The following is a 24,757-nucleotide window of genomic DNA, read 5'->3' as shown; positions in this document are numbered from 1 at the left end:
GTCCTCACAAGAAAGTTGATATGAAGGTTTTATACGCTGGCACGCCTGAACTCGCGGTTGCCCCGCTTGATGCCCTGCTCCAAGCTGGGCACGACGTTGTTGCTGTGCTGACCCGCGAAGATGCTCCGGTGGGGCGTAAGAGGGTTCTTACTCCCTCACCCGTAGCCCAGCGTGCTCAGGAGCTGGGAGTACCCGTTATTAAGGCCAGCCGCTGGGACGACGAGATTCACGCTGCTGTAGCTGACACCGGGGCGGAGATTGCGGCTGTTGTTGCCTTTGGAGTCCTGCTCCCTCAGCGAGCGCTGGACCTTCTTCCCCACGGCTGGATTAACCTCCACTTTTCTGCGCTTCCTAACTGGCGCGGTGCCGCACCGGTTCAGCGGGCGCTGATGGCCGGGGAAAGCGAAATCTTCTCGAATACTTTCCGTATTGAGGCAGGCCTGGATACCGGCCCGGTCTTCCGTCAGGAGTCAACACCTGTGGGCGAGTTTGATACCGCTGGTGATATCCTGAACCGGCTCGCGGCTACCGGTGGAGCCCTGCTCTCTGCTACCTTTGCAGATATCGCTGAGGGCGCTACCGGCCAGCCCCAAACCGGGCAGGCAACACACGCTGCCAAGCTCACCATCGCCGACGGAAAAATTGACTTCAGCCGCACCACCGGCCAGATTCTAGCTCAGGTAAGCGGCGTGACACCCGAACCTGGGGCATGGGCGGAGCTTGGCGGTGCCCGCTTCAAGATTGGCATGCTTCGCCGCTCAGAAGCTCCCACTCGAGGGACACCAGGGACAGTCCACCTTGCGGGCAAGAAACCCGTTGTCACCTGTGGTGACGGTAGCCTTGAACTTACCCAGGTCCAACCTGCCGGGAAGAAGATGATGAACGCCGCCGACTGGGCACGAGGCCAAAGCGCGGCTATCAATGATCAGAAAGTAGTTTTGGTATGAGTGCCCATGACGCACCCGGCGCAGCACGCGGTCACGGTAAAGGCCGTCCTAGCTCAGCCAACCGAGGCGGCACCCCCAACCCGCGCGGCTCCCGCGGCAAACGAAGTGCCGGGCCTCAGACCGGTAACACGAGTGGTTCCTACCGTGGGCGTCCTGCACAGGAAAACAGCGCGCACCACAAGGAGAGCCGCCGTAATGCTAAGGGCCGTGAACGCAACCGGAAGGCCGTCAAAGACCGCGTCTTTTCTGATGCCGCGCCCTCACAGCGCGCCCGCAGAGCTGATAAGGCCCGCGCTGTCGCCTACCAGGTATTGCTGGCTGTAGCCCATGAGGACTCTTACGCTAATCTGGTTTTGCCCAAAGCTATCCGCACTGCACGGCTCGATGCCCGTGATGCTGGCTTTGCCACCGAGCTGACCTACGGAACCTTGCGTAATCAGGGAACCTATGATGCGATTCTGGCCCACTGTGTTGACCGTCCGGTGGAAAAAATCGGTACCAAGATTCTCTTGGTCCTCCGTTTGGGAGTTCACCAGCTCATGGCCATGCGAGTGCCCGATCATGCCGCTCTCAACCAGACCGTTGCACTGGCCCGTTCCGAAATCGGTATCGGCCCTGCCAACTTCGTCAATGCGGTCTTGCGCCGGGTCTCAGAACGGAGCCCCGAGCAATGGCACGAACTGATTGCCTCTCAGGCACCCGATGAGCTGACCCGTCTGGCCCTGGAGAAGTCCCACCCGGCCTGGGTCGTCCGGTCCTTCCGTCAGGCCCTTGCTGCCCACGGCCGTGCGCCCGGTGAGGTAGAGCAACTGCTTGAAGCCGATAACCTCTCACCGGTAGTGAACCTGGTTGAGTTACCCGGGCTGGGGACCCTGGATGAGGCCCGCGCCGCCGGTGCGAGCGACGGTGAGCTCGTTCAAGGTTCTGCCCTGTACGCTTCGGGCGACCTAGCCCGGTTAGAGACAGTGCGCAGTGGTGTGGTTCGGGCCCAGGACGTCGGCTCACAGTTGGTAGCTCGTGCTCTGGCTGATGCCCCACTGGAGGGCCCAGACAGTCGCTGGCTTGACCTCTGCGCAGGTCCCGGCGGTAAAGCCGCCCTACTCGGTGCCCTGGGGGCCCAGCGCGGGGCTACCCTGGTGGCTAACGAGTCTGCTGAGCACCGGGCCGAACTGGTCCGCCGTTCTCTGGCCCCGCTTCCGGAAGGCACCTACACGGTACTCACCGGTGATGGCCGGGAAATTGCCAGCACACTGAGCCAGCAGAAAAAAATGCCCGGTAGCGCAGAAGCCAGCGCACTTTTTGACCGTGTTATGGTCGATGTTCCCTGCTCAGGTCTAGGTGCCTTGCGCCGCCGTCCCGAGGCTCGCTGGCGTAAGAACCCCCGCGATATCGCTGAGCTTCTGCCCCTTCAGCTCTCGCTCTTCCAGGCCGCAGCAGAAGTCACCCGACCCGGTGGTCTGATTGCCTACGTCACCTGTTCTCCACATACCGCAGAAACCCAGAGCATCGTGCACGATATTCTGCGTAAGACCGACGTGACCCTGCTCGACTCGGGGGCCGCACTCACCTCGGTAGCCCTGACCGATGACCGGGGGCAAAGCCTACTGGCAGGGGAGAAAGACCCCTCCTTTAGCCCTGATGGAGCAGGCCAGGGCGCAACCACCGCTCAGCTCTGGCCCCATATCCACGGGACTGACGCTATGTTCTTTGCCCTCTTTCGCAAAAACTAGGTCTGTAAGCCCTCACTTTAGAAAGCTATAATCTATGTCCTCTTTACTAGACCCCCAGCATCTCATAACCACGTTCGGCCTCATTGGCATTGCGCTGGTTCTTTTCGCCGAGACCGGCCTGCTGATTGGCTTCTTCCTGCCCGGCGACTCGCTCCTGTTTATCGCAGGGCTCATGACTAGCGGCGAGACCAAAATTGCACCTCTATGGGCCCTACTTTTGGTGACCGTCACCGCAGGTTTCGTGGGTGACCAGACCGGGTACCAGATCGGAAAGAGCACAGGGCCGGCAGTTCTGCGCTCACGGGCTGGTCGCATGATTGGCGATGAACGCATCAACAAGGCCCACGAGTACTTTGCAAAATACGGTGCCCGAACCGTAGTCATCGCCCGCTTTGTCCCCATTGTCCGTACCGTCGTCCCCGTCTTAGCAGGCATCAACGAGATGCCCCGCACAACCTTTGTTAAGTGGAACCTGATCGGAGCATTCCTCTGGGGCACCCTGCTGCCCATCGCAGGTCACTACCTGGGAGGAATCGCCTTTATCCGTGAGCACGTTGACCTGATCGTTGTGGGTATCATTCTGCTCTCTTTGATTCCTGTCCTGATTCAGGTGCTCACAACCCGCAAATCAGCCAGCTCTTAGAGACTACAGCAGGCATGGCAAAGGGGCCGCTGCTACCCGGAATGGTAGCAGCGGCCCCTTGAGCTCGTGAGGTAAGGTTTTTACAGAGTCATGGCCGCGACCCAGCCTGCGCCCAGCAGTGGCAGGTTATAGTGCAAGAAAGTGGGAATGACGGTGTCTCGAATATGGTCGTGCTGACCATCAACATTCAGACCGGAAGTGGGTCCCAGGGTTGAGTCAGAGGCTGGGGAACCGGCATCACCAAGCGCACCTGCGGTACCGATGATAGATACCGTCGCAAGTGGCGAGAATCCCAAGGCAAGGCACAGCGGCACGTAGATGGTGGCGATAATGGGCAAGGTTGAGAAAGAAGAACCAATACCCATGGTCACAATAAGACCGACAACTAGCATAGCTAGAGCAGCCGCGGCCCTGTTACCTGCGAAGACATCGGCAACAAATGAGACCAGTGGCTCAACGTCACCGGTTTCTGAGATAACGGAGGCAAAACCCTGTGCTGAAATCATGATGAAGCCGATCAGCGCCATCATGCGCATACCGGACGTAAAGACATCATCAGCCTTGCGCCACTCAACCGCGCCGGTCACCATGAAAATTGTCAAGCCAACAAGTGCTCCGACCAGAAGTGAGTTAGCCTCGGTCTCCATGCTCTGCATAAGAACCTGCACTGCGAAGGTCGCAACAATAGCAATCAGAGCAACAAGGACCTTGAATGTGCTGATCTCCTGGGAAGCCTGCGATGCAGAATCAATGTCAACATCACGGTAGATTCGGGGTTTGCGGTAAGAGAAGAAAATAGCAAGGAGCAGACCGAAAACCATACCGGCGGCAGGAATCGCCATCGCTTGCATGACATTAATACCGTCTGTGGACATACCTGCCAACTTGATATTGCCCAGCAGAATGTCATTGAGGAAGATAGCGCCAAAACCAACCGGCAGGAACATATAGGTTGTCACCAAACCGAAAGTGATCACACAGGCCAGCAGACGGCGGTCAATATGCAGACGGTTAAAAACAGCTAAGAGCGGCGGAATAACCAGAGGGATAAAAGCGATATGCACGGGAATAAGATTCTGAGACATTACGGACATGGCCAAAATCCCCGCGAGAAGGAACCACTTGACGGCAAATTCAAGGCCGTTTTTTCCTTGAGCGCTTTGGACACCCACCCGGTTAATAATTGATCCAGCAAGTAACTGGGGTAGTCCTGAGCTGGACACGGCCATAGCGAATGCACCCAGTAGGGCATAGGAGAGAGCCAGCATGGCTCCACCGGAGAGGCCCTCCTGATAGGCCACCATGGTTCCATCGAAACCGAGCCCGCCGAACAAACCACCCACCAGCGCACCAATAAAGAGCGCTAGGACAACATGCACACGGGCCGCGGAGAGGACAAGCATCACGAGTACTGCAAGCAGAACCGAGTTCATCATTTTCCTAACCTTTGCGAGAAGAAGCCAGTATATTTTAGCTGTGAGGGAGCTGTAAGCCCCTACACATACAGGCCCCTGAGACTGTGATGGTGATTATCTTTACTGCTTCAGGCGCTCAAGGCACTAGCATGGAAACAGCACATCATCTTGACCGAGGAGACTTCATGACCTGCCATATTCACCCGTCTATTCTGAGTGCAGACTTCTCGCGGCTGGGCGAAGAACTCAAGGCTATTTCTTCAGCCGATGCGGCCCACATCGATGTGATGGACGGGCACTTTGTCCCAAACCTGACCTGGGGCCTACCCGTGGTGAAGAGGCTCAAAGAGGTTTCCCCGGTGCCGTTTGATGTGCATCTGATGATTGAGGACGCTGATCGCTGGGCTCCCGCCTACGCCCAAGTGGGCTGTGAATCGGTGACCTTCCACGCTGAGGCGGCTACCGCCCCGATTAAGCTGGCTCGTACCCTGCGTGAGTCCGGGGCACAGGCCGGTATGGCTCTGCGCCCGGCCACCGGGGTGGAACCCTATCTGGATATGCTCACCGAGCTGGATATGCTATTGATTATGACGGTCGAGCCCGGCTTCGGCGGCCAGCCCTTCTTGGACCTTACTCTGCCCAAGATTCGACGTGCGGCCGCCGCTATTGAAGGCTCAGGCGCTGACCTGGTGCTACAGGTTGACGGCGGGATAACCACCGAAACGATCCTACGCGCGGCAGAAGCCGGTGCCACCTGCTTTGTGGCCGGTTCTTCGGTCTATGGGGCCGACGACATCCCCGCCGCTATTGCCGGGCTGCGCCGGGCGGCAAGTCTCAGCCCGCAAGCATAAATGAAGGGAAAATAATGAGTAGCCAAACACACCTTCTGACCCAAGCTGATGCTGCGCTCTCACGGGCGCAGGAAAAAATCAGCCAGAAACGTCTGGAAGAAGCTCTGGCTGACCTGCGTGAAGCCAGCGCTGGGTTTGAGAATGCCGGCGAAGTCTTTGGCCTGATTCTTGCCCTTAAAATCTCAAGCGAGGTTAACCGCGATCTAGGCAGGCTTGATGGCGCTCTGGAGCAGGTTAAAGAGGCTTACACTCTACTGGCTGAGAAGAAACCCCATGCCGAACAACTCCCGGATTTTGCCACAGAAACGGGTTCAATCTATGCGGAGCTGGGGCAGCTTGAAAAAGCTAAGCAATGGTACGCTCAGGGGCTAGGCGGCTACGAGTCCTCCGGTAACGTCCAAGGGCAGGCTCATAATTACCTGGCTTTAGCGGGTTTAGCGCGCTACGGTTCGCAAGAGAGCCAGGCCCAGGAGCTTTTAGAAACCGCCTATGGGCTCTACCGTCAGGCTGGTATGCCCCAGCAAATGGTGCAGGTACGTAGTGCTATGGCCCAGGGGCTTCTGGCAACCGGTGAAGAGCAACAAGCTCTGAACTACCTCACCGAGGCACTAGACCTTGCCCGCGAACACAATGACTTGGTGGGCTTGGGGGAGACTCACCAGCTTCTAGCCCTGGTTATTGCCCAGCAGGGGAATTCAGAGCGGGCCGAAGAACACCTGCGAGCAGCTACAGAGCACTACCGTGCGGCCGGTGACCTAGAGGCCGCTGAGTTTGTCCAGGACTTGCTTCAGAAACTGCCCCCAAGCTCATAATGCCTAGGCCACAGGTTCAGTTTTTTACTGCCCATGTTTACTGCCCTCGGTGGTGGTAATGAATTTCCAGTTGCCCTCGATGTACTCAGCAATAAAAACGACTTCCATGGCGGGGTCACCCTCGATGTCGTAGGTGTATTCCCTTCCTGTTCGCGGGTCTGTCCCGCGCATGAGGCCGTCTGTAAGCTCAAGGCTGATGACCATACCTTGGGCCCCTTTGCCCACATCGGCTAGGGGAGAGTTGAGCCGAGATATAGACATCGTGTTGCCTTCAATCCACCCCTTGATGGTGTAGACGTCCTTACGCGATGCAATAATCTCTGACCACCGGGGGCTGACTCTGGGTGAAAGTGTATCTTCAAGGGGCTTGAAGTCACCCGTCTCGACCGCGTAGTTGAAGGTTGCGGCCCAGTGCTCGGCAAAGAGATAAAGCCCATCTGCGGTTTGTTGGCGAGCACCGGGGTCTGCCACCGGTGGGGCCAGCTCGGTTTTGGGGCCTTCGGTGGTTTTGCCGTGCAACCGGGGTGATACTGATTGTGAAGGAGTCACCCTGCCTGCTGAATCATGGGGTGAGGCAGAGGGCTGGGTCCCTAGCGTGCTTTGGGGGCTGGGGCTTGAACTGGCTGATGGGGTTGAGCTGGTGCTTTGCTCAGCTTTTTGATAGCCAGTCTTCTCTGGCTGAGGGGCTTGAAGAACGCACCCGCTCAGGCTGAGTACGAGAGCAAACCCTAGGGCGGCGGAAGGAAACAGGGAAGCGGTCATTGCGGGCTCCTTAAACACCGGTAGAAGAATCTGATACAACCAAAACAGGCTGTACCTTCTTCTTACTCAAGGAGCCGCATAAGCGCTAGTGACATGGGAAAACTAAGCTATTTATGACTCGGTTGTGACATAGTTATTGCCTCCGGGGGTAACTTATCCACAGATAGATGTAGATTATCTCCCATGCGTCCAGACTTCCCTGCTGGTGTGCTACGCCCTGATGTTTTCCTCTGCCCGCTGGGCCGCTAACGGGTTACCCATCGCCTGATGAATGGTAGCCAGCATCATCCAGTACTCGGTCTGCTCAGCCTCGGGGCGCTTGGCCAGAATGGGCTTGACCAGAGTGAGCACGTTAAGAGCCTGCTTGTTTTGGGCTTCGTCCAAGAGCTTCTGTGCACCGCGAACAGCACGGGCAATGGCCTGTTCCGGCTTGCGCTTAAGCAGATGAGCAACCGCCCCGTGCTCCTGCTTAAAGGTGGTATCGCGTTTTTGGACGTTAGCGGGTTTTGTATCGCTCATGGGCTTTACCCTTCACTGGGGAGAGAAAAAATCTTCACCTATCCTAGCAAGCCGACCTCTTATCTGCCCTGCCCGTTTAGAGCCGCCTAGTGGAGCTGAGTTCGGCGGTCAGCAAACAGGTACCCAAGACAGCCCCGTACGTGCTATAACTTGAACAGTAATAAAACATCGTGCTCCGGGACCCGGTGAAAATCCGAACCGGCGGTGATAGTCCGCTAATCCTTAGCCCCTTTGGGGTAGGGACCTGACAGGTGAAACTCCTGTACCGACAGTACAGTCTGGATGGAAGGTAGCACGAGCAAACCGTCGAGACGGCCCCGTGCCGTCTGCCGTACCCGTTCGGGTGCAAAGAAGACCTGCCCTGGCAGGCACTATCTTGGCGCACCTGTGCAGGGCACACCTGGTTTTGTTCTCCCGGAGCCACTAGCTTCGGGAGTTTTTATGGATCTCTTGCGGTGGCTCTTCGACGCACAGATTGCCCTTGGCGATCACCAGTCACTGTTGGTGCGCGAAGTCCTCGGAAATATTTTTGGCCTGCTGTCTGCCCTGGGCGGTATGCGCCGTAAAGTTTGGGCCTGGCCGGTAGGCATTATAGGTAATCTGCTCTTGCTCACCGTCTTTTTGGGCACAGTCTTCGGGTCTGACTACGGTACTGCTAATCTCTTAGGCCAAGCAGGCCGACAGCTCATGTTTATCGCGGTATCCATCTGGGGCTGGTACCGGTGGAGCCAAACCCGCAGGGGCCTGGGGGCGAACCAGTCAGCTGTATCACCGCGCTGGGCCAGTGGCCGGGAACGAATTTTTATGGTGCTTTTTATGATCCTGGGAACAGGCTTACTGACCCCGGTATTCCGAGCGCTGGGCTCCTATGAGCCAATCTGGTCCGACGCCTGGATCTTCACCGGCTCCCTGCTAGCAACCTTCGGCATGGCTAAGGGTTGGGTTGAGTTCTGGCTGGTCTGGGTAGCTGTCGATATCGTCGGTGTTCCTCTGCTCTGGTCAGCCGGTTACTACGCCAGCGCCTTCATGTATATTTTCTACGGTGCTTTCACGCTAACCGGTTTCTTTATCTGGTGGCGAACCCGCAACCGCGAGGCAGACCGGGTGGAACTGGAAACTATCTTCCCTGACCCCACAGTGGATGTCCGAAAATGACGCATGTGGGCAAGGTGCAGGCCATGCGGTTGGCGCTTGCGGCTGCACGGCGGGGCCTTCGGGGCGCCAACCCTCTGGTCGGCGCAGTCATCCTATCCGCCGATGGTCACCATCTAGTGACTGGCTGGCACCGAGGGGCCGGAACCCCGCACGCCGAGGCCCACGCTATTGCCCAGGCTCGCTCAGCCGGTATCGACCTGACCGGTGCCCGTATGCTGGTTACCCTAGAACCTTGCAACCATACCGGCCGCACCGGCCCCTGTTCCCACGCTATCGCCCAAGCCGGAATCAGCGAGGTCATCTACGCCTCCAGCGACACCACCGACCTGGCCGCAGGTGGGGGAGACTACCTGCGCTCCCAGGGAATCACGGTAGGCTCTGGGCTTTTAGCTGAGGAGTCTTTTGCCCTCAACAGGCGCTGGTTCCAGGCCCAGGTAGCCGGTCGCCCCTTCGTCACCGCAAAAATTGCCAGTAGTTTGGACGGCTTTATCGCGGCCGGCGACGGGACCAGCCAGTGGATTACCGGCCCAGAGGCCCGCCAGGACGGGCACACCCTGAGAAGCCGGGTAGACGCCATTGCTGTCGGTACCGCAACCGTTGCGGCTGACAACCCCCAGCTCACCGCCCGTGCTCAGGGCCGACTATCAGAGCGCCAGCCCCTGCGCGTCGTCATTGGGCGCAGCTCACTGCCTGACGCTAGCTACCTGCAATCTGCGGTAGCGGCAGGTCAAGCCCTGCACTACCGTAGGCGTGAACTAACCGAGGTTTTCTCAGACCTCTACAGGCAGGGAGTCCGTCACCTCATGATTGAGGGCGGCCCCACCCTGCTGACTGCCTGCATGGCTCAGGACCTGGTGGACGAACTCTACTGGTACCGGGCGCCCCTGCTCCTGGGCGCGGGGAAACCTGCTCTAGGCGAGCTGGGCATCGACACCCTGAGCCGGGCGGCCCGTTGGGAGCTCGATGACCTGGGCATGTCCCCAGCCCTGCGACAGCTTGGCGTCGACACAGCAACCCACCTGGTACCGTCCTCTCAGACCCCGCACTAAGACTTTTTACCTAGCCGAACTTTCCAACCAGCCCGAAAGACCCCTCATGTTTACAGGAATTATTGCCGCAACAGGAACCGTAGAATCCATTGAACCGGTCCTCGACTCAGCAGGCCGCCCCAAATCCGCGGTGGTCACAATCAAGGCGGGCGATCTTATCGCTGACCTTGAGCACGGCGGTTCCTTAGCCGTCAACGGCGTGTGTCTGACCGCCACCCGCACCCAGGAAATTGCCAAGGGTAGCTTTGCTGCTGACATGATGGGCGAAACCCTAGAGCGCACCAACCTAGGCAGGTTGGCCCCCGGCGACCGGGTCAACCTGGAACGCTGTATGCCCGCCAACGGTCGCTTTGACGGGCACCTAGTGCAAGGACACGTTGACGGGCTGGGCACCGTTGTGCTGGTTCAGGACCACGAGTCCTGGCGGACCATCCGGATTAGGGCACCCCGTGATATGGCCTCCTACCTGACAGAAAAGGGCTCCATTACCGTATCTGGCGCTTCCCTGACCATCACCGCTGTTTCCCAACCCCAGGCGGACACCACCTGGTTTGAAGTGGGCCTGATTCCTGCCACCCTTGAAGCAACCACCCTGGGCGAACTCACCGTGGGTGATACCGTCAACCTGGAAACCGATGCGCTGGCCAAGTATGTCCAGCGAATTCTGGCTGTTTCCGGTTCTGTGCCGGGCCTGGGTATAGCTGCCCCCGTCCCGGCTGCTTCATCGGCCCACCCTACCGAGGCTCTCGATACCGTTGAACGAGCCATCGCAGAAATCGCTCGTGGAGGGGCCGTAATCGTTGTAGATGACGAAGACCGCGAAAACGAAGGTGATATCATCTTTGCCGCCGAACATGCCACCCCTGAGCTCATGGCCTTCACCATTCGCTATACTTCCGGCGTGATTTGTGCCCCGATGAGCGGTGAGCGTGCTGACCTACTCAATTTGCCCCCTATGGTGGGGGTCAACGAGGACGCTAAGGGCACCGCCTACACCGTGACCTGCGATGCACGGTACAAGGTGACCACCGGCATCTCAGCGGCTGATCGAGCCCACACCCTACGAGTACTTGCAAACCCCGAGTCTGGAGCGTGTGACCTGACCCGCCCCGGCCATGTTCTGCCGCTCCGGGCGGTAGAAGGAGGTGTGCGCGTGCGCCCTGGACACACCGAAGCCGCCCTTGAACTGAGCACCCTCGCTGGCCTATCGGGTGTTGGCGTTATCGCAGAAGTAGTGAACGACGATGGCACCATGATGCGCTTTGATGGCCTGCGCGCATTTGCCACCCAGCACAAGATGCCCATGATTTCAATCGCTGATCTCGTGAGCTACCTAGAGGAACGTGACACCTTTGAACAGTAAAATAGCTGAACTGATCCAGAGCAGCGACCCTGTTCTGGTGCCCACTGCGCAGGGTATTTTTGCTGTGCGCGGCTTTGAATTTTCAGATGGTAACGAACACATGCTGGCCACAGCCGTTGATGCTGACGGGAATGAGAAAACGGGGGAGAGCTCCCCACTCATCCGGCTTCACTCAGAGTGCGCTACCGGCGATTTGCTGGGGTCCTACCGCTGTGATTGCGGACCCCAGCTAGAACAGGCGCTAGAGACCGTCCAGCGTCAGGGCGGGGCTGTTCTCTACCTACGCGGGCAGGAGGGCCGGGGCATCGGGCTGGTTAACAAGCTTCGGGCTTATGCCCTACAAGACCGGGGGATAGATACCCTGGACGCCAACCTTCAGCTGGGCTTGCCCGCAGATGCCCGCGACTACACCCAGGCCGCTGCTGTCCTCACAAGGCTGGGGCTCACACAGATCCGCCTGCTCAGCAACAACCCCGCCAAGGCAGAAGCCCTGGAAAGGCTGGGAGTAAGGGTACTTGAACTAGTACCTGACATTGTTGAACCCCGCCCCGAAAACGAGGGCTACCTAGCCACCAAACGCGACCGGATGCGGCACCGCCTGGCCTAGCAACAAGCCCTATAGGGCTCAATGGCCGATAGACTTCAAAACAAGAACTAAGAGAGTGCCTGCCCCTAAGCAGGCAGAACCGAAGGCCCCAAGCAAGGAGAACACCATGAGTGGCGCAGGAGCACCTACACCCACCATTAACCCCCAGGACACCGCCGGGCTATCCCTGGCTATCGTTGCCGCCTCCTGGCACACCCAGATCATGGACGGACTGCTTGATGGTGCCCGCCGTGCGGCCCAGGAGGCGGGAATTGAGCCCCTGATCGTGCGCGTTCCGGGCACCTTTGAGCTGCCGGTAGCTGCCGCTCACTTGGCGGAGAAGTTTGATGCTCTTGTGGCCCTGGGCGTTGTAGTGCGCGGTGATACCCCGCACTTTGACTACGTCTGTGATGCCGCGACCAGCGGTCTGACCAAGGTATCTGTTGAGAGCAAGACCCCTATTGGCTTTGGTGTTTTGACCTGCCATACCGAACAGCAGGGCCTGGACCGGGCGGGGCTTGCCGGTTCATCCGAGGACAAGGGCTATGAAGCTACCGCCGCCGCATTAGAAACCGTGGTCGCCCTGCGCTCAATCTAAGGCTTCATGACTCAGAAGGTAAGTGCTCAGGGGTGGTTTTCAGCTCAGCCCACCCCAGCGCTGGCCTACCGGGGTGCCCGAAATGCAAGATGCGGGCACCCCAGCTACTCCCACCCACCCAAATCACGGTAGGCTAAAGGGCGTGAAGAATTTTGAAACCCTGTTCGCAGAATTAGCTGAAAAAGCTCAAACCCGGCCTGAAGGCTCCGGCACGGTTGCCGAGCTGGACCGCGGTGTACACTTTATCGGCAAGAAAATTGTTGAAGAAGCGGCAGAAGTATGGATGGCTGCCGAATTCCAATCCGACGCTGAATGTGCTGAAGAAGCCTCACAACTGATTTACCATTTGCAGGTCATGATGATCGCCAAGGGACTGACTCCCGAAGATATCTACAAGTACCTCTAAATCTCATCACCTTGCAAAGGACTATAGACTATGCTGCGCGTTGCTGTTCCCAATAAGGGCATGCTCTCCCAAGCCGCCATTACTATGCTGACCGAGGCCGGTTACCTTCAGCGTCGTGACTCTCGCGAGCTGGTTCTGGTGGACCGTGAAAATGATGTGGAGTTCTTCTACCTGCGCCCCCGTGACATTGCGGTTTACGTTGGCGAAGGTACCCTGGATGTTGGTATTACCGGTCGGGACCTGCTGATTGATTCTGGTACCCACGCTGAAGAAGCCCTCAACCTTGACTTCGCCCGTTCTACCTTCCGCCTGGCCGGTCCCGTAGGAGTGTACAGCGACCCCAAAGAGCTAGAGGGTAAGCGGATTGCAACCTCTTACAAGCGTTTGCTGACTGACTACCTGGAGCGTTCCGGTATCAAGGCTTCGGTTGTCAGGCTGGACGGCGCGATTGAGTCGTCTATCCGCCTGGGCGTTGCCGATGCTATCGCCGATGTGGTGGAAACCGGTAACACTATGCGTGCCGCCGGTCTTGAGCCTTTTGGTGACCCGATTATGCGCTCAGAGGCCCTGCTTATTAAACGCCCAGGTGTGGAGGACCATGCCGGTCTTGAACGTCTTCAGCGCCGGCTAGAGGGTGTGCTGATTGCCCGCCAGTACGTGCTGATTGACTACAACATTGCCGAAGAAAACCTTGCTCAGGCGACCCAGCTCACTCCCGGTCTTGAGGCCCCCACTATTTCACAGCTCTCTCGGGAAGGCTGGGTAGCTATCCGCTCAATGGTTCCCCGCAAGAGCGCCAATCTGGTGATGGATAAGCTCTATGAGATTGGTGGTCGCGGAATCCTGGTGACCGCTATCCAAGCCGCCCGCCTGTAACCTCCCCGCGCGGTTCCTCTTCGAGGCCCGCCTACCAAAAATATTGACTGACCGATAAGAAAGGGCTAACCCGTGGGTGTAGCTATTCGTGTGATTCCTTGCCTAGACGTTGACGCTGGTCGCGTAGTCAAGGGCGTCAAATTCGAGGGCCTACGCGATGCCGGTGACCCGGTGGAACTGGCCAAGCGCTACAATGCCGAGGGCGCCGACGAGCTAACTTTCTTGGACGTTACCGCCTCTTCAACGGAGCGCCAGACCACCTTTGATGTGGTGGCTTCAACCGCTGAGCAGGTCTTTATCCCCCTGACAGTGGGCGGCGGTGTACGGTCGGTGCAGGACGTTGACCGGCTCCTACGAACCGGTGCCGATAAGGCCTCCATCAACACCGCCGCAATCTCCCGACCAGAGGTCATCAACGAGATTACCGAGCGGTTTGGCTCCCAAGTTTTGGTGCTCTCCTTGGACGCTAAAAAATCTGACGCGACTCCCAGCGGCTATGAGGTCACGACCCACGGCGGACGCAAGTCCACGGGCATGGACCTGTTAGAGTGGGCCGCTGAGGCCGCCGAGCGCGGTGTAGGCGAGATTCTGCTGAATTCCATTGATGCCGATGGCACCAAGGCCGGCTTTGACCTGCCCATGATTCGCGCCGTTCGTCGGGTGGTTTCGGTGCCCCTGATTGCTTCGGGTGGCGCCGGTGCGACCGAGCACTTCCCGCCCGCCATTGAAGCTGGGGCCGATGCTGTCCTGGCCGCCTCTATCTTCCACTTCGGTGAAGTCTCTATCGGCGAGGTCAAAGCCGCAATCCGCGAGGCTGGCTACCAGGTACGCTAAACCCTCCCGCGCAAACGGGGGATAACTAGAGCGAAAGCGCCCGCCCCAAGAACTATGGAGCCACTGGTCAGCATAAGCTCACGTGGGACAGCCGATCCCCACAAACAACCGGCAAGGTAGCCAAGGAGCAAGCAGATTTTGACCAGCCAACCGTAGGCCGCCCAGGCTCGCCCCTGCTGGTTCTCAGCTACCCTGCTCATGATGGTGCTGTTCATGAGGCTGATAAAAATCCCGTTGCCAGCCCCAGCTACCAGGTAGATTCCTGCCGCCCCCAGCGCCGTAGGCAGAAGCCAGGCAATACTGAAAATACCAGCACCCATGAGCATGCCACCGGCAACCAAGGGTAGAACCGGGCGATGAGCCGGAATCTTAGCTGATAGAAGAGAGCCCATAATAATCCCCAGCGCCCAGCACCCCGAAACAAGACCGAAGACAGTCTCCTTCAAATGCAGGTAGCCGGTCAGCACAAAGACGGACACCACATCGTCTAAGGATGTTCCCAGAACGCAACAGACCAGAAAAAGAAAGCCCGCCCTGCCCAGAAGCTGGGGGCTTGACAATATCCTAAAACCGAGCAGGGCGCCCTTGGTTTCCCTTGCCTCCACAACCAGCGCGTCCCGGGTCGATACCGCAAAAGCCAGTAGGGCCACACAGAAGAGGGCCAGTGAACTGGCCAGCAGGAGCGCCTGAACAAGCCCCTGCCCAACCAGCAAGCCACCCACCGCTAGGCCCAGAACACCGGCAAGGCCCGCAATCATGCTCAACCAAGAACCTGTGCCTTGGGTATCGGTTGAATAGTGGGTGGCCAGTTTGCGAGCTACCGGCCCCACCAGCGCGGTAGCTGTGCTAACGGCGAGCGTTCCCAGAATGATAGCTGGCCAGATGGTCCATGCGGCTATCGCACAATAGATAAGGGACTGAAAGGCCAGGGCGAGCGGCCACCACCACCAACGGATAGCGGTGTCAGCGAGCTTGCCACCCCACAGACCCAGAAGAACCTGCGGTAGTAGGGAAGCTAGCAGGAGAGCTGAAAGCAGATTAGCCTGCCCCTCAGCGGCCGCCTTGAGCCCGAAAGCTATGCTGATCATGGACTCACTGACCGAAGAGAGAAAAACAGCACCCAGGACAAGTTTCAGTTTGAAAGGGGTGGAGCGAGTCATCTGCCTACCTTTCAGCCAGATAACCCGGCAACCAGATAGCCTCCCAATCGGGCGCCTCAGCGTGCAGGAGCGTGCCTTCGCGCACGGCAAGCTGGGTAGCTAGCCGGTAGCTCCTGCCGCTTGAGCTTCGCACCAGATAGCCGTATTGCACCATCTCCCGGCGCATGAACGCAAAGTCGTGCCAGAGTGCTTTCAAAATCTCGTTGACCTCTGGCTCAGAGTAAATTCGGCCCGGCTCAAAGTAGGTGACCAGGTGCAAGAGAATATGGGCCCGCGTTCTGCGTTTGGATGGCCAGCTTGTGAGAACCCCGTCTTTGAAGAAGCGCTGTACCACGGTTTGGTGGGTGAGTTCAGCTTGAGCTACGAGTGAGGGTTCTGCTGTTTGCTGAGCTAGTTCATCGATCAGACCCTGCCGGGCAGCGGTAAAGTTCAGCCCGGTTTCCTGCATGCGGGCGCGGACAAGTTTTTTAAAGTTTCGGTTAGCGGTCATAGATACAACGATTCCTGCGTACTCTAGCTACGCCGTCTATCGGTATTCCTATGCCAGCCAGCCCGCTGTCAGGGCTGCTCCCAGAGAAAATCTATTCCCTTCGCACTGTGTGCCGCTTGCTAGAGTTACGGCTGGTGCTGGGCGTTGGGGCCGCCACAGATATTAAAGCACACCCTCTAGCTTGAAAAAATAAAATAATTTATTTTTCCCTAGTTTTTAAAAAAATAGATGGATTTTTTAGCTTGCGGTGCCAAGCACGATAACCTATCTGATACCCAAACGTGAAAGAAACCGGGAGTCATTATGCCTACGCCTCGCCTGGTACCTCTAAGGCGCCAGCTTCCATCAGCTCACATGCTCAAGGACTTTATGAAGTTCGATCTGCCCACCACAGATTTCCGGGCCCGCCGCCTAGCTAGAGCAGCCGACTCTTGGGACCTGCGCGCTCTAGCCCAACGACGCACCCCAAAGGGTCCTTTTGACTATGTAGATGGTGCTGCAGAGAAAGAGCTGTCACTACAGCGGGCACGTCAAGCCTTTGACAACCTGGCCTTCGAGCCGGGGGTGCTACGAGATGTTGCCCAAGTCGATCTATCAACTGGCATGGCTGGAGCCCCTTCCGCTATGCCGCTGGCTATTGCCCCGACAGGTTTTACCCGCATGATGCATGCCGAAGGCGAAATCGCAGGTGTGAAGGCCGCTCATCAAGCAGGTATCCCTTTTACCCTCTCTACTATGGGAACTGAGACCATCGAAGATGTTGCCGCCGCAGGACCAGACGGTCGCCGCTGGTTCCAGCTCTACCTGTGGAAGGAGAACCGTTCTAAGGCTTTTGAGCTGGTTGAACGTGCCCACAAGGCAGGCTATGACACCCTCATGGTAACCGTTGACACCGCTGTGACCGGTGCCCGCCACCGGGACGTTCGTAACGGCATGACCTTCCCTCCCAAGCTAAGCGCCAAGACTGTCATTAACGCTAGCTACCGGCCTGAGTGGTGGTTCAACTTTCTGACCACCAAGCCTTTAGGTTTCACCAACTTTGGGGAGGGAACCAAGTCGGTGCAAGAGATCGGCAATATGTTCGATCCCACCCTCAACTTTGAGGACCTTGCCTGGCTCAGGCAGCAGTGGCCCGGCCAGTTGCTGGTTAAGGGGATTCAGACAGTCTCAGATGCCCAGCTATCTGTAGAGGCTGGTGCTGATGGTGTTGTCCTGTCCAACCATGGGGGCCGCCAGCTGGATAGGGCACCAGTGCCCCTCTATACTCTGCCGGAAGTCCGCCAGCGCCTGGGGAATGACTACACTGTCCTGCTGGATACCGGTGTCATGTCCGGGGCAGATGTCGTTGCTGCCTGCGCCTTAGGAGCGGACGGTGTCATGATTGGACGGGCCTATCTTTATGGTCTGATGGCCGGCGGGGCAGAAGGAGTCTGCCGCCTGCTGGATATTTTCCGAGCAGAGATGACACGTACCCTACAGCTCATGGGCATCAGCTCTCTTGACCAGCTCACTCCCGATCACGTCCGTTTGGATTGGAGGCCTTAGAATGAGCACTTTTGCTACCCTCAAAGCAGACTTGAACCCTAATACCCGCAGAGCACTGCTGGCTTCTATGCTGGGCTCCTTGGTTGAATGGTATGACTATGCTCTATACGGAGCTGCAGCCAGTTTGGTCATCGGTCCGCTCTTTTTTGGGCAGATGGAATCAGGCTCGACCATCGCTGCCTTTGCCACCTTTGCTGTGGGCTTTGTGGCCCGCCCTCTGGGTGGTCTCTTGATTGCCTGGTTGGGGGATAGGCGGGGCCGTAAACCTGCCATGCTCCTGACCATTATCATCATGGGTATTTCTACGGTGGGTATTGGCCTTTTACCGACAGCTGAGCACCTCGGTGTCTGGGCAGTGGTTCTACTGGTTATTTTGCGTCTCTTGCAAGGGCTGGGTGCTGGCGCAGAACTAACGGGGGCGCTGACGCTGGTAGCTGAGTACACTCCGGTACAGCGCCGAGGTTTTTGGACCTCTCTGGTTCTTTCAATGCCACCAGCTGGCTCCCTGCTGGCCACTTTAGCTTTTATGCTGGTGAGCGGACTGCCGGAAGAAACTTTTAGAGGCTGGGGTTGGCGTCTTCCCTTCCTGCTTTCGGCGGTACTTTTTGCAGTGGCAATTTTTATCCGTAACAAGCTGGAGGAATCCCCGGAGTACCGAGCTGCTATGGCTCAGCAGGAGCAGAAGAAAGAGGCCCTCAAAGTTCCCTTGGCAGATGTCTTGCGCACCAATTTCAAGCAGGTACTCATCGGCTTTATGGCTGTTACCGGCCATAATGCCAATAACTACATCATTTCGATTGTTTCGATTACCGTCATGATTAACTACGGTGGGCTAAGTCGCAGCGATGCCCTGATGCTGGTTATGCTGGCAACTATTTTTGGTGTTGTGCTATCACCGGTGGGTGGTGCCCTGGGCGATAAGCTGGGAGCTGGCAAGGTCATGCTCCTGGGATCAGTCACAGGACTAATCTTTGCCTTCCCACTGTTTACGGCACTAACGTCGGGTAGTTTCCTGCTCATTTTCTGTGCTCTCTCCATTTCTTTTGGTGTCGTCTTGGCGACGACATCGGGCCCCCAGGGTGCTTTCCTGGTTAACCTCTTTCCCATCAAAACCCGCTTTACTGGCGTTGCCTTGGCCCGTGAACTGAACGGTGTGGTGATTGCAGGTTTCACTCCTATGATCGTTGCTGCACTCTTTGAATTCGGTCAGGGGAGTATCCTTCTGCCCTCCCTCTATATGGCTACTTGTTTCGCTGTGACAGTGGTGGCAACCCTATGGGCTAAGGACTCGGGTAATAATTCCGCTGCCCAGGTTGTCCCGGCAGTCAATGGGTGGGATCCTGAGCTCAGTTCTAAGGTATAAACCGGGCTTTAGTCTGGAAGATTTTTGAGGAATAGATCCCACATGAAAAAGAAAACACGGGGCTTGGCCCTATTCCTAGTGCTGGTAGCCTTGGGTGTTTTAGCGGTGAGTGCTATCTTCCCTAAGAAAGATGACCTCAACCATGAATTGTCGGAGGGCTTTGAACCAATTGCAGAGCTCAGCCTAGAAAAGTACTACTTCACAGATATAGCAGTCATTGATGAGCCCGCAAAGGTTCTTGGCTTGGATATTCCCTTTGCACACAAGAAGGTCATCTTCACCTATGAGGGCTCAGTCAAAGCTGGGATCGATAACTTTGAGGCTATAGAGGTAGCAGTGAATCAGAAGTCACAGACAATCACTCTGAGAGCCCCAGATGTCAGGCTGCTAGAAACCAAAATAGACCCCTCCAGCGTCAGGGTCTACGATCAGTCCATGAACCCTTTCAACCAGCTAAAAGTGGAGGATATTACCGGGTTACTAGCTAGCAAAGAGCAAGAAGCCAAGGACAAAGCCCTTGAAAGCGGTCTGCTGGACCGAGCCCGGGACCGTGCCAAGAGCCTGCTTTTATCCCAGGTGCAGAGCCTGGTTACCGGGACCTCTCTTGAGGGTTATAAGGTTGAGCTTGAGTGGCAGGGCTAAGGGGTGACAGGGCTAAGGACGATCCCTGGGCGGGGGAGAGATGCTGGGCCTCTAGGCCATCAACTGTAGAGACTTTACTCTCATGATTAAGCGGTAGGGGTGGACGTGCGCCACTCCTACCGCTGAGATTAAAACACAGGGTGAAAAGGATTAAAGAAAGTTCAGCCATAAAAAATGGCTGGCTCAAGTTAACCTGCGAGGGTAGCCTGAGAGGCATCTTCCCGGCCAAAGAGGTAGAGCACCAGCTCGCCCGGTTGGCCGGTCAGAATCTGCGCCCTTTGACCGGGATGCGGAGCAATAACTGTGTGGACGCTGGGCCGGTATCCCGGTGCATCCAGTACCAGGCCAGGGGGGAACTTCTTACCGGCCATGAGTCGAGCGCGTTTTCGCAGAGCCTCCCAGAGCTTTTGCTGAACTTCGTCCTGTAGGGTGCGCGGTTCCACGGTGGCATCGGCGGCCCGGCGTACGTCCTCGGTATGCACAAAGTACTCCAGCAGGTTCATGGCCAGGTCGAGCTGAGGGGCGCGCGAACGCATGCCCAAATACCCCGGCAGAGCCTGAAAACGCGCCAGCCCCTGCTCGTATCGCTCGGGTTCGGCCAAATCATCAGCCAGTTGCCCGGTCAGTCGGTCAGTGCGGGCGGCTAACGGTCCGCCAACAACACCTGCCGCGGCCAGTGGTTGCGACTCTCTCAGGAGTAGGTGGGCCAGCATGTGCCTGGTTTCCCAACCCTCACAGAGGGTAGGGGCCAAAGGGCCTGCTTGGGACAGTGCCAAGCAGAGAGCTTGGCGTTCAGAAGTTACGAGTTCTAAGGGAGAAAGTGCCGTCATGCTTCCTATCCTAACCCTAGGGCGAGAGCAAAGGGGCTTGGGGCCTATCGGTTAGGATAGTTGGGTGACTACACCACTTCAAACCGCCGCCCCCCAGCCCTCGCTTGACCCCGCTATTGCCGCTCAACTCAAGCGTGATGAGAATGGGCTCTTTGCCGCAATTATCCAGCAGTTCGACAGTAAAGAAGTTCTCATGCTGGGCTGGATGAATGATGAAGCCCTAGGTCGGACTCTGACCGAGGGGCGGGTAACTTTCTGGTCACGTTCTCGCCAGGAATACTGGCGTAAAGGTGATACCAGTGGCCACTACCAGTACGTTAAGAGCGTCAGCATCGACTGTGACGGTGACGCACTTTTGGTGCAGGTAGACCAGGTAGGAGCTGCCTGCCATACCGGAACCCCCACCTGCTTTGAGGCGGGTGGAGTTTTACCCGCCGTCAGCGGAACACGGCCTGTAGAATAGGCCCGACTAGGCCTTTTCGCAGGGCACCTTGTGCGGTTCCCCTGACCCTTGAGGGAACGCCCCCTACTCTCATTCGCCACGTATTGTCAGAGGTAAAGATGCAGGATCTTGGAATCATTGAACCCACCCTTGAAGAGTTTAGGCAACTCGCTACTACCCGCCGGGTTATTCCGGTTCGGGTCAAGGTTTTAGCTGATGCCATGACTCCCATCGGTATTTACCGGTCGCTGGTCCTTGCCGACGGTGCCCCGGCTCCTGGTACTTTCCTGCTGGAATCTGCCAATGAGCAGAAGCAGTGGTCACGCTACTCTTTCATCGGCGCCTCTAGCCGCTCTACTTTGACCACACACGACGGGAAAATTGTCTGGCAGGGTCTCACACCCAGCGGTGCGCCCACCGAGGGCGACCCCGTCCAAGCTATCCGTGAGACCCTTGAGATGCTCCATACCGAACCTTTTGAGAATCTGCCCCCGCTCACCAGTGGCCTGGTGGGCTACATTGGCTGGGATGTTGTTCGTCACTGGGAGAAACTCAGAGGCGGCCCCGCGGATGACCTTAAACTGCCCGAGTTTGCCCTCAATATCGTTTCAGACATGGCGGTTCATGATAACGCCGATGGCACTGTTACCCTGATTGCCAACGCTATTAACTTCAATGGCACCGACGAAAACGTTGATGCCGCCTATGCCGATGCCCTCTCCCGGGTGTACGCCATGATGGACAAGCTGGCCCAGCCTGCCTCCGAGAGCGTATCAACCCTGTCTGATATCGGCCAGCTTGAGGACCGCCTTGCCACCGTCAAGCACACCTGGCAGGAGCAGGGTTTCCTTGAGGCAATCGAAAAAGCCAAGAAGAACATCATCGATGGAGACGTCTTCCAGATCGTGATTTCACGGCGCTTTGAAGTGGAGAATCAGGCAAATGCGCTCGATGTTTACCGGGTACTGCGCCAGTCCAACCCCTCGCCCTATATGTACCTCTTTAACTTTGAGTCCACCGCAGACCGGGAACCCTTCCAGATTGTCGGCTCATCGCCTGAGGCGTTGGTGACCCTCAAAGACGGCCTAGCGACTACCCACCCGATTGCCGGTTCCCGCCCCCGCGGTGCCAGCCGTGAAGAAGACCTGGCTCTGGCAGAAGAACTCCTGGCCGACGAGAAAGAACGCTCCGAGCACCTCATGCTCATTGACCTGGCACGCAATGACCTCTCACGCATCGCTGTTCCCGGGAGCGTTTCGGTCACCCAGTTCATGGAAATTGAACGTTTTAGCCACATCATGCACATCTCATCAGAAGTGCAGGCTCAGCTGGCTCCTGGCATGAACGCCTACGATGTTCTGCGGGTAGCCTTCCCTGCCGGTACCCTCTCCGGTGCCCCTAAGCCCCGGGCCATGCAGCTCCTTGACGAGTATGAAATCAGCGCCCGAGGCGTGTACGGGGGCGTCTGCGGCTACTTTGATTTTGCAGGTAACATGGACATGGCTATTGCCATTCGCACCGCTGTGCTCAAGAGCGGGCGGGCCTATGTCCAGGCCGGGGCCGGGATCGTGATGGATTCTGAGCCCGCCTCCGAAGCCCAGGAAACGGTCAACAAGGCCGCAGCTCCGCTGCGCGCTGTGCTAACAGCATCGGGACTGGCTCCGCTATCCACCGAGGTGATTTCTTAGATGTCTGAGCAAATACAGAGCGGGGCAAAGACCGTGCCCGCTTGGGCTAAGCCATCCCGGGTGATGGCCGGATCTATGCTGGCCGCTGGGTTAGGCTTTGCTTGCACACTGTCCACCTGGATTCGGGCAGAAGTTACCACGGTCATTGATACGAGCGTAATTGATGTTTCCGGGGCTGATGCCGCTTCAACCGTAAGTGCCCTAGCCTTGGTCGCGCTCCTGGCATCGGTGGCGCTCCGTATCGCTGGCCGACGCTTGCGCAAGATACTTTCGGTCCTTATCGCCGGGGCGGGCTTTGGTCTTGCGGTAGCGGCCTATAGCGTCCAGGCAGACCCGCAGGCAGCGGCGGCGGCTCAGGTGAGCGCCGCAACGGGAACAACTGCGGCGGCTAATGGCTATGAGCTCACTGCTATGCCTTGGCTGGGTCTTGTGGCTGGCTTACTGATCACCCTGAGCGGTATCTGGGCCTTTGCTGCTAGCTCTCAGTGGAGGAGTGGCCGCAAGTACGATCGTTCTACCAGGGGCCAGGGGAGCACGCACTCTGACGAGAACCCCGATGAAATTGATACCTGGGACTCCCTGACGGCGGGGGATGACCCCACAAATCGCTAGCGCTGCAGCTGCTCTGGCCGTCATAAGAGGAACACCGGACACACTAAGTCCTGAAGATTTCGGAAAAGTACCGCCTTATCTCCTAAGATAGATACCAAACATAGGTGCGCCCCGCCCATACCCGGTGGACACCCACACACATCAAGGAGTCTTACATGGCACAGCATACCGTCGAGATGGTCCCCGACCTTCCCTATAACAACCACGGCAGCACCATCGCGTCCTGGGCAATGATGATTATTATGATGCTCGGTTCTATTATTGGGGCTGTGGGCTTCTGCCTGGCTAATGCACCCATCTTTACAGTGGGTGTCGCCGTGATTGCCCTTGGTGTTGTTGCGGGTATTGTCTTGCGTTCTGCTGGCTACGGCCAGGGCGGTAAGCACACCAAGTACAACCACTAAATGGCTACTGCAAAGCAGTAACTTCTTTCAAGGACGTCACGCACCTGCGTGGCGTCCTTTTGCCTTTCTCACCCGGTGAACCCACCTGGCATGTTGCGGTCCATCTGGGTGATACTAGAAGGGCATGCAACAAAGCGCACCGCGCACACAACCCCAGGGGGCACCTATGACCGTACTCGATGACATCATTGCCGGTGTCCGCCAAGATACGGCGGCACGTCAGGCCCTTCTACCGCTTGAATCTGTCAAAGAACGAGCCTCCGCACAGCCTCCTGCCCTGGATGCTTACAGCGCTTTGCGAGGCGCGAGCCAACAGACCGTAGAGGTAATTGCTGAAGTTAAGCGGTCTTCCCCCTCCAAGGGGGAGCTATCCGATATTCCAGACCCTGCCCAGTTAGCATCCGCCTATCAGGCCGGGGGAGCCGCCGCGATTTCGGTGCTGACCGAAGAACGCAGGTTCAAGGGTAGCCTTGCTGATCTCGACGCTGTTCGTGCGGCGGTTTCTATTCCGGTTCTGCGCAAAGACTTTACGGTGGACGAGTACCAGATTTATGAGGCGCGTGCTCACGGTGCCGACCTAATCCTGCTGATTGTTGCGGCCCTCGACGATCAAACCCTCCGACGCTTCTTGAACCTGACCCACGAACTGGGCATGAACGCTCTGGTGGAAACCCACACCCCTGAAGAGATTCAGCGGGCTATGGCGGTGGGCGCCCGCATCGTAGGTGTTAACGTGCGTAACCTCAAGACCCTTGAGGTCAATAAGGACATATTTGGGGAGCTTGCCCCCTTGCTCCCGCAGGATGCAATTATTGTTGCCGAGTCAGGTGTTGCTTCACCCGCCGATGTTGCCGATTACGCCTCCCACGGCGCGCAGGTTGTGCTGGTAGGTGAGGCACTTGTCAAGTCGGGCACTGCCACCGAGACCTTGCGCGATTTTCGGGGCGCTGGGGAGAGCGCCCGCCGTAACTACCTCGATACTAACCAGTAACTAGCCCCGCGCCCACCTGCTATCTACCACCCACTTCCTAAGGA

The 24,757-nt window shown here is 57.6% G+C and carries 27 protein-coding genes and 1 riboswitch; of the genes, 21 read left to right on the top strand and 6 right to left on the bottom strand.

Annotated elements, in window-relative coordinates; all coding sequences use genetic code 11:
* Positions 1–20: 20 nt before the first annotated feature.
* Genes fmt through ACN082_RS08745 form a run of 3 tightly spaced genes read left to right on the top strand, consistent with a single transcriptional unit; the run spans position 21 to position 3,320 of the window.
* Positions 21–947 carry a methionyl-tRNA formyltransferase gene (gene fmt, locus ACN082_RS08755; RefSeq protein ID WP_419100481.1) on the top strand — a complete coding sequence of 309 codons (927 nt, stop codon included), beginning with the start codon at positions 21–23 and terminating at the stop codon, positions 945–947.
* Complete coding sequence (locus tag ACN082_RS08750) at positions 944–2,677, top strand: RsmB/NOP family class I SAM-dependent RNA methyltransferase (RefSeq protein ID WP_419100480.1); 1,734 nt, start codon at positions 944–946, stop codon at positions 2,675–2,677. The genes fmt and ACN082_RS08750 overlap by 4 nt, the downstream gene beginning before the upstream one ends.
* A 34-nt stretch (positions 2,678–2,711) precedes the next feature.
* Complete coding sequence (locus tag ACN082_RS08745; RefSeq protein WP_419100479.1) at positions 2,712–3,320, top strand: DedA family protein; 609 nt, start codon at positions 2,712–2,714, stop codon at positions 3,318–3,320.
* An 80-nt stretch (positions 3,321–3,400) separates the two neighbouring features.
* Here the strand turns inward: ACN082_RS08745 and ACN082_RS08740 are convergent, their stop codons facing one another.
* Positions 3,401–4,756 carry a Na+/H+ antiporter family protein gene (locus ACN082_RS08740; protein WP_419100478.1) on the bottom strand — a complete coding sequence of 452 codons (1,356 nt, stop codon included), beginning with the start codon at positions 4,754–4,756 and terminating at the stop codon, positions 3,401–3,403.
* Between the two features lie 164 nt (positions 4,757–4,920).
* Between ACN082_RS08740 and rpe the strand changes: the two genes are divergently transcribed.
* A complete protein-coding gene (gene rpe / locus ACN082_RS08735) occupies positions 4,921–5,586 on the top strand; it encodes a ribulose-phosphate 3-epimerase (protein WP_419100523.1) in 666 nt (221 codons plus the stop codon).
* A 14-nt stretch (positions 5,587–5,600) separates the two neighbouring features.
* Positions 5,601–6,398 carry a hypothetical protein gene (locus ACN082_RS08730; protein WP_419100477.1) on the top strand — a complete coding sequence of 266 codons (798 nt, stop codon included), beginning with the start codon at positions 5,601–5,603 and terminating at the stop codon, positions 6,396–6,398.
* Positions 6,399–6,422: 24 nt separating this feature from the next.
* Here ACN082_RS08730 and ACN082_RS08725 read toward each other — a convergent pair whose 3' ends face one another.
* Together ACN082_RS08725 and ACN082_RS08720 are read right to left on the bottom strand one after the other, a co-directional pair.
* Positions 6,423–7,160, bottom strand: coding sequence for a DUF6318 family protein (locus ACN082_RS08725; protein WP_419100476.1), 738 nt, complete (start codon positions 7,158–7,160; stop codon positions 6,423–6,425).
* A 210-nt stretch (positions 7,161–7,370) separates the two neighbouring features.
* Complete coding sequence (locus ACN082_RS08720; RefSeq protein ID WP_419100475.1) at positions 7,371–7,679, bottom strand: hypothetical protein; 309 nt, start codon at positions 7,677–7,679, stop codon at positions 7,371–7,373.
* A 167-nt stretch (positions 7,680–7,846) separates the two neighbouring features.
* Positions 7,847–7,978: riboswitch (FMN riboswitch) on the top strand.
* A gap of 142 nt (positions 7,979–8,120) precedes the next feature.
* On the opposite strand from ACN082_RS08720, the gene pnuC reads away from it, so the two are divergent.
* The 8 genes from pnuC to hisF all read left to right on the top strand — a co-directional run bounded on the left by pnuC (position 8,121) and on the right by hisF (position 14,546).
* On the top strand, positions 8,121–8,834 hold the full coding sequence (gene pnuC, locus ACN082_RS08715; RefSeq protein WP_419100474.1) for a nicotinamide riboside transporter PnuC: 714 nt from the start codon (positions 8,121–8,123) through the stop codon (positions 8,832–8,834).
* 23 nt (positions 8,835–8,857) lie between these two features.
* Positions 8,858–9,883: a bifunctional diaminohydroxyphosphoribosylaminopyrimidine deaminase/5-amino-6-(5-phosphoribosylamino)uracil reductase RibD gene (gene ribD / locus ACN082_RS08710; RefSeq protein WP_419100473.1), complete on the top strand. Its 1,026-nt coding sequence runs from the start codon at positions 8,858–8,860 to the stop codon at positions 9,881–9,883.
* A 46-nt stretch (positions 9,884–9,929) separates the two neighbouring features.
* Entirely contained in the window at positions 9,930–11,246 is a 1,317-nt protein-coding gene (gene ribB / locus ACN082_RS08705) for a 3,4-dihydroxy-2-butanone-4-phosphate synthase (RefSeq protein WP_419100472.1), read from the top strand.
* Positions 11,236–11,853, top strand: coding sequence for a GTP cyclohydrolase II (gene ribA / locus ACN082_RS08700; RefSeq protein WP_419100471.1), 618 nt, complete (start codon positions 11,236–11,238; stop codon positions 11,851–11,853). Before ribB ends, ribA begins: the two co-directional genes overlap by 11 nt.
* A gap of 106 nt (positions 11,854–11,959) precedes the next feature.
* Positions 11,960–12,430, top strand: a complete 471-nt coding sequence (gene ribH, locus ACN082_RS08695; RefSeq protein ID WP_419100470.1) for a 6,7-dimethyl-8-ribityllumazine synthase — start codon at positions 11,960–11,962, stop codon at positions 12,428–12,430.
* Between the two features lie 142 nt (positions 12,431–12,572).
* Positions 12,573–12,836, top strand: coding sequence for a phosphoribosyl-ATP diphosphatase (locus tag ACN082_RS08690; RefSeq protein ID WP_419100469.1), 264 nt, complete (start codon positions 12,573–12,575; stop codon positions 12,834–12,836).
* 30 nt (positions 12,837–12,866) lie between these two features.
* Positions 12,867–13,712: an ATP phosphoribosyltransferase gene (gene hisG / locus ACN082_RS08685; protein WP_419100468.1), complete on the top strand. Its 846-nt coding sequence runs from the start codon at positions 12,867–12,869 to the stop codon at positions 13,710–13,712.
* Between the two features lie 72 nt (positions 13,713–13,784).
* The gene (gene hisF / locus ACN082_RS08680) at positions 13,785–14,546 is read left to right on the top strand and encodes an imidazole glycerol phosphate synthase subunit HisF (protein WP_419100467.1); all 762 of its coding nucleotides are present in this window, start codon (positions 13,785–13,787) and stop codon (positions 14,544–14,546) included.
* On the opposite strand, the gene ACN082_RS08675 is transcribed toward hisF, so the two are convergent.
* A complete protein-coding gene (locus ACN082_RS08675) occupies positions 14,543–15,706 on the bottom strand; it encodes an MFS transporter (protein WP_419100466.1) in 1,164 nt (387 codons plus the stop codon). The two genes, hisF and ACN082_RS08675, sit on opposite strands and share 4 nt — an antisense overlap.
* Positions 15,707–15,710: 4 nt before the next feature.
* On the bottom strand, positions 15,711–16,196 hold the full coding sequence (locus tag ACN082_RS08670) for a DUF2087 domain-containing protein (protein ID WP_419100465.1): 486 nt from the start codon (positions 16,194–16,196) through the stop codon (positions 15,711–15,713).
* A 369-nt stretch (positions 16,197–16,565) separates the two neighbouring features.
* Between ACN082_RS08670 and ACN082_RS08665 the strand changes: the two genes are divergently transcribed.
* The 3 genes from ACN082_RS08665 to ACN082_RS08655 are packed head-to-tail and all read left to right on the top strand — an operon-like array spanning position 16,566 to position 19,746.
* Positions 16,566–17,741: an alpha-hydroxy acid oxidase gene (locus ACN082_RS08665; protein ID WP_419100464.1), complete on the top strand. Its 1,176-nt coding sequence runs from the start codon at positions 16,566–16,568 to the stop codon at positions 17,739–17,741.
* 1 nt (position 17,742) lies between these two features.
* A complete protein-coding gene (locus ACN082_RS08660) occupies positions 17,743–19,104 on the top strand; it encodes an MFS transporter (protein ID WP_419100463.1) in 1,362 nt (453 codons plus the stop codon).
* A 42-nt stretch (positions 19,105–19,146) separates the two neighbouring features.
* Positions 19,147–19,746 carry a DUF4230 domain-containing protein gene (locus ACN082_RS08655; RefSeq protein ID WP_419100462.1) on the top strand — a complete coding sequence of 200 codons (600 nt, stop codon included), beginning with the start codon at positions 19,147–19,149 and terminating at the stop codon, positions 19,744–19,746.
* A 188-nt stretch (positions 19,747–19,934) separates the two neighbouring features.
* Here ACN082_RS08655 and ACN082_RS08650 read toward each other — a convergent pair whose 3' ends face one another.
* On the bottom strand, positions 19,935–20,576 hold the full coding sequence (locus tag ACN082_RS08650; protein WP_419100461.1) for a TIGR03085 family metal-binding protein: 642 nt from the start codon (positions 20,574–20,576) through the stop codon (positions 19,935–19,937).
* A gap of 64 nt (positions 20,577–20,640) precedes the next feature.
* Here ACN082_RS08650 and hisI point away from each other — a divergent pair, with 64 nt between their 5' ends.
* The 5 genes from hisI to trpC all read left to right on the top strand — a co-directional run bounded on the left by hisI (position 20,641) and on the right by trpC (position 24,713).
* Entirely contained in the window at positions 20,641–21,039 is a 399-nt protein-coding gene (gene hisI / locus ACN082_RS08645) for a phosphoribosyl-AMP cyclohydrolase (protein ID WP_419100460.1), read from the top strand.
* Between the two features lie 98 nt (positions 21,040–21,137).
* Positions 21,138–22,706, top strand: a complete 1,569-nt coding sequence (locus ACN082_RS08640; RefSeq protein ID WP_419100459.1) for an anthranilate synthase component I — start codon at positions 21,138–21,140, stop codon at positions 22,704–22,706.
* Entirely contained in the window at positions 22,707–23,318 is a 612-nt protein-coding gene (locus ACN082_RS08635; protein WP_419100458.1) for a Trp biosynthesis-associated membrane protein, read from the top strand.
* Between the two features lie 155 nt (positions 23,319–23,473).
* A complete protein-coding gene (locus ACN082_RS08630) occupies positions 23,474–23,722 on the top strand; it encodes an HGxxPAAW family protein (RefSeq protein WP_419100457.1) in 249 nt (82 codons plus the stop codon).
* 166 nt (positions 23,723–23,888) lie between these two features.
* Complete coding sequence (trpC, locus tag ACN082_RS08625) at positions 23,889–24,713, top strand: indole-3-glycerol phosphate synthase TrpC (RefSeq protein WP_419100456.1); 825 nt, start codon at positions 23,889–23,891, stop codon at positions 24,711–24,713.
* The last annotated feature ends 44 nt before the right edge of the window (positions 24,714–24,757 follow it).

Origin of the sequence: Rothia sp. CCM 9417, assembly GCF_048513575.1 — a bacterium.
Classification (GTDB): Bacteria; Actinomycetota; Actinomycetes; order Actinomycetales; family Micrococcaceae; genus Rothia.
This window is presented reverse-complemented; position numbering and strand designations above follow the sequence as displayed.